5 protein-coding genes are annotated in these 3,994 nt (G+C 60.9%); all 5 read right to left on the minus strand.

The window, feature by feature from the left end; all coding sequences use genetic code 11:
• Nucleotides 1–58 precede the first annotated feature (58 nt).
• The 5 genes from OXF11_10020 to OXF11_10040 all read right to left on the minus strand — a co-directional run bounded on the left by OXF11_10020 (nucleotide 59) and on the right by OXF11_10040 (nucleotide 3,326).
• Nucleotides 59–484 (minus strand): hypothetical protein, encoded by a 426-nt coding sequence (locus OXF11_10020; GenBank protein ID MCY4487434.1) that lies wholly within the window; start codon nucleotides 482–484, stop codon nucleotides 59–61.
• Between the two features lie 28 nt (nucleotides 485–512).
• On the minus strand, nucleotides 513–680 hold the full coding sequence (locus OXF11_10025; GenBank protein ID MCY4487435.1) for a transposase: 168 nt from the start codon (nucleotides 678–680) through the stop codon (nucleotides 513–515).
• 69 nt (nucleotides 681–749) lie between these two features.
• Nucleotides 750–1,451 (minus strand): hypothetical protein, encoded by a 702-nt coding sequence (locus tag OXF11_10030; GenBank protein ID MCY4487436.1) that lies wholly within the window; start codon nucleotides 1,449–1,451, stop codon nucleotides 750–752.
• A 183-nt stretch (nucleotides 1,452–1,634) separates the two neighbouring features.
• Nucleotides 1,635–2,489 (minus strand): hypothetical protein, encoded by an 855-nt coding sequence (locus tag OXF11_10035; GenBank protein ID MCY4487437.1) that lies wholly within the window; start codon nucleotides 2,487–2,489, stop codon nucleotides 1,635–1,637.
• Between the two features lie 45 nt (nucleotides 2,490–2,534).
• Nucleotides 2,535–3,326 (minus strand): hypothetical protein, encoded by a 792-nt coding sequence (locus tag OXF11_10040; GenBank protein MCY4487438.1) that lies wholly within the window; start codon nucleotides 3,324–3,326, stop codon nucleotides 2,535–2,537.
• Nucleotides 3,327–3,994: the final 668 nt, after the last annotated feature.

Below are 3,994 nucleotides of genomic sequence, written 5' to 3' on the forward strand. Positions count from 1 at the left end.
ACGAGCAGCACGACGACGCCGATCGTGCGGCGTCGGCCGAGCCGGAGCGATGTGGGGGTCATGTTTCGCATGCGGCGGTGTGAGGGCCGCTGGTACAGGTGTCGGCGCCGGGGCCGCCGTGGAGCCTGTCATCACCCGGGCCGCCCCAGAGGGTGTCGTCGCCGCCGAAACCGCAGATCACGTCATCACCCGCCGTGCCCACCAACACATCATCGCCCGCCGTGCCCCGAATCGTGCACGCACCCGGCGCAAGCAGCACGGTCACCTCGGCGTCGTCGCAGGCCCCCAACGCGTCACAGACCCGATACGAGAAACCCTCACGGCCGCCGGCCGCGGGTGCCCGGTAACGCACCACCAACTCGTGGCCCGGGACCTCCTCCACCATCGGCACACCCGATCCCGGCGACGCCGTGACCGCCAACGACAACACATCCAGATTCCCGTCGAGGTCCACGTCGTTGTCCAACACGCGCACATCGGTCACCGAACCAGCCTCGACGAAGGCCGCGTCATCACCCGCCGCCGGCGGCGACTCCGCTCCGCCTGCACCAGTTCCCCAACGTGCCCGGATGGATATCCAGATCACGGGCCGCGTGGGCGATCAGCTTGCCCGTCTCGGTCACGATCCGCACCGCGCCGCCGCGGAACTCCCGGTCAGAACGTCGCCGTATCTCCGACATCGCTCTCCTTTCGCGTTAGAGCATGCCTCCACGATCTCGGGGGATTTCCACATGGCCGCTTTCCCTGATTTAGCCCGGAAGGGGGGCTACCCTGTCGGGGTTGGCTTCCACCCAGGCTCGGGCAACACCCAAGTGGAACTGGTGTTGCGCTCGGAGTCGTTGGTCGGTCTCTTCGTCCTTACCTGCATAGATGCGAGCCTGTGCATAGCACTTATCCTCAATTTCTGTGAGCCGCTCTCTGACGCGTTCAACTTCTTCCAGTAGAGCTTCTTGCTGCTCTTCGCTGAGCTGACTGATCTCGTCCACTGACGGAAGTCCATACCCGTCCACGCACGAAATCGCCTCATCAAACTGTGACTTCTGCAGCAGTCCATAGTTGAGATCATGGGCCAACGCGGCGTCAAGTTGATCATGCACTTCGAGTTCAAACTGGCCCCGTCGCCTTAGTGCGGGATCTGTGGACTCGAGCTTGGCGTCGGCGCTGGGAACGTACACCGAACCCGGCGTTTCCCCACCATACAACGTCAAGATGAACTCGCGGACTATTTCTTCCAAGCCAAAGTTGGCATATTGTTCCGGGCTTGCGGGGCCTGAAGAGGCTCCAGTGGCTGCGACCGGTTCGATCTTTCCACCATCTCCACCGCTCGTGTCCTCACCCTTTGAGCGGTCTATGCCGAACCACACTAGCCCACCCGCCGCCAGCGCAACCAGACCGACAAGCCACACTCGGCGGACCGAGAACCGGCGCACGTCATGCGCATCTTGTGTCATGTCGCTCCCAATCCATAGCTAGGCTCCGATCCGTGGCGATCACCGCTACTCATATCCGATTTCGCCGACATTCGAACTGCAATCCGCGACCGAGTTCCCCCACTCGAGAATCTTCCACATGCCGCCCACCAGAACGGCCAACCCCCGCGACACCCGCAACGTCACCTTGCCGCCGAAACGCAGTCATCGCACTACTGTAGAGGTCGAAGGACGCCGCCGCCGAGGCTCAGACCGCCTCGTCGAGTTGGCCGGCAGGGCGACCACCTTGTCAGGATTGGCTTCCACCCAGGCTTGGGCAACCTCCAAGTAGAACTGGTGCTGCGCTCGGAGCAGTAGATCGGTCCCTTCGTCCTTACCCGCATAGATGCGAGACTGTGCCCAGCACTCATCTGTAAGTTCAGTCGCCCGGTCTCCGACTATGCCGCGTTCTTCAAAGAAGGCCTCCTGCTGCTCCTCGCTGAGTAGGAATAATTCTTCACGTGCGGGAAGTCCATGCGCGTTCAGGCATGCGTCCCAGTCATCGTGCAGTGACTGCTGTAGCAACTGATAGTAAATATCATCGGCGAACGCAGCACCAAGCTGAACATGCACTTCGAGTTCAAACTGGCCCCGTCGCTTTACGTCGGCGTCTGTGGACTCGAGCTTGGCGTAGGTGCTGCTAAAGTACGACGCCGAATCAATCGTTTCCCCGCCATACATCTGCAGGATGAACTCGCGGACTATCTCTTCCAAACCCAAGTCGGGTCGTGATGGTGCTTCAACCACCGGAGATCCCGCTTCAGCCACAGAAGAAGCGACGTCGCCTCCGCCCTCGGTAGTTCCAGGCATGTTGGCGGATTGTTCCGGGCCTGCAGAACCTGAAGAGGCGCCAGTGGCTGCGACCGGTTCGATCCGTCCACCATCTCCACCGCTCGTGTCCTCACCCCTTGAGCGATCAATGCCGAACCACACTAGCCCACCCACCGCCAGCGCAACCAGACCAACAAACCACACTCGGCGGACCGAGAACCGGCGCACGTCACGCACATCTTGCGTCATATCGCTCCCAACCCATAGCTCGGCTCCGATCCGTGGCGATCACCGCTACTCATACCCAATTTCGCCGACATCCGAACTGTAACCCGCGACAGAAGACAACGCAACGAGAGTGGTCCAAGCGAGGGTTGATTTCTGTTTACAATCCGCTGCGTAGTCTCCCTGCCCGGGACCAGTGTAGGTGGCGTCACAAATGTCGTGCCAGTCGGCTATGAGACGGCTATTGCTCAGATTATAATTCGTCTGGTTCCATGAGTCCACCGCATATCGCTGTTCAATGCGGTAGAGATTCCTCCATGCGAAGTCGTGCCGCCAGCACCCCTCTTTGAGCGGTGCCGTTGGCGCAAGGGGAACCGGTACTCCCGGAATAATCATCGGTGCGTACTCATTGCCCCATCCGGTGATCGCTCGAACGAGGAACCGTACAGGAATCGAGCAGTCGTCATCTTGCCAGGTGAGGTAAGGATAGGGGGCGACGGTGGGGTTGGTGTGGTCTGAGGGGCTCTTTTCGTCTTTGAATTGTTGGAGGGTATAGCCGCCCGTGACGCTGCCGAGATGGGCTATCTTTTGGACTTCCGCGTATTGGCTCGGCCCATTTGGCGCAGGTGTGTTGCAGGTAATGTTGATATGGTCGCTGGTGCCGACGATGTTCTTGGCTCGAACGAAGACCGCGTATCCCGCGCCTGGAGTCAAGTTACTTTTCGGCCCTTCAGTTCTGCGGCTGCCCGCGTCTTGCCACAGATCCTGTCCAGCGAGGTGTTCTGAGGGATCGGTAAAGGTGATCTCGTACGTGACCTGAGACCCGGTGCTGCTCCATGTCCAAGTCACCGTCGACTGCACTCCGGTCGTCGAGGACGTACAGTTTCCCACGGGCAAGGCGGGCCGGGTCGGAACAACGACGTGGAAGGCCTCCGTCCAATCGGACCAAGCGCCTTCGCTGGGCAGGCTGGTCCGCACACGCGCCTGGTAGGTGTTCACAGCGAAGCTATGGGTAACGCTGGATGACCTCGTGACGAGTGGTGATGCGGGCGAAGACCAAGTTCCTCCTCCGTCGCGGTGGCGGGTTTGGAGTTGGTATGCGGTGACCGCGGGGGTGGTTACCCGGTCCCATTCGCAGTCCACCTCATACGGGGACGAGCTGTCAGACAAGTCCTGGGTACACGACAAACTCGACGGCACCGGGGTGACCGTAAAGCCAGAACTCCAGTTCGACCAGGGCCCCACGGGCGAACCGGCCCGCACACGGGCTCGGTAATAACCGGCAACAAGGCTCGGGGAGTAGGCAGTCGCGGTTGTCGCGCGGGAGGGCACGACTGCCCAATCTGTTCCAACCCTGCGCTGAACCTCTAGTTCGTATCCGCTAACAACGGGGGTATCGATCCCACCCCAAGTGCAGTCAACCTTAAACGGTGCTGTCCCGTCGTCGGTGTCCTGAGTACACGACAAACTCGACGGCACCGAGGTGACCGTAAAGCCAGAACTCCAGTTCGACCAGGGCCCCAACGGCG

The sequence above is a fragment of the Deltaproteobacteria bacterium genome (assembly GCA_026712905.1).
In the GTDB taxonomy this organism is placed as follows: Bacteria; Desulfobacterota; Binatia; order UBA9968; family JAJDTQ01; genus JAJDTQ01.

Excerpts from the sequence above, each read along its gene's own strand:
- OXF11_10030 (MCY4487436.1), bottom strand. The coding sequence starts at position 1,451 with ATGACACAAGATGCGCATGACGTGCGCCGGTTCTCGGTCCGCCGAGTG.
- OXF11_10035 (MCY4487437.1), bottom strand. The coding sequence starts at position 2,489 with ATGACGCAAGATGTGCGTGACGTGCGCCGGTTCTCGGTCCGCCGAGTG.
- OXF11_10025 (MCY4487435.1), bottom strand. The coding sequence starts at position 680 with ATGTCGGAGATACGGCGACGTTCTGACCGGGAGTTCCGCGGCGGCGCG.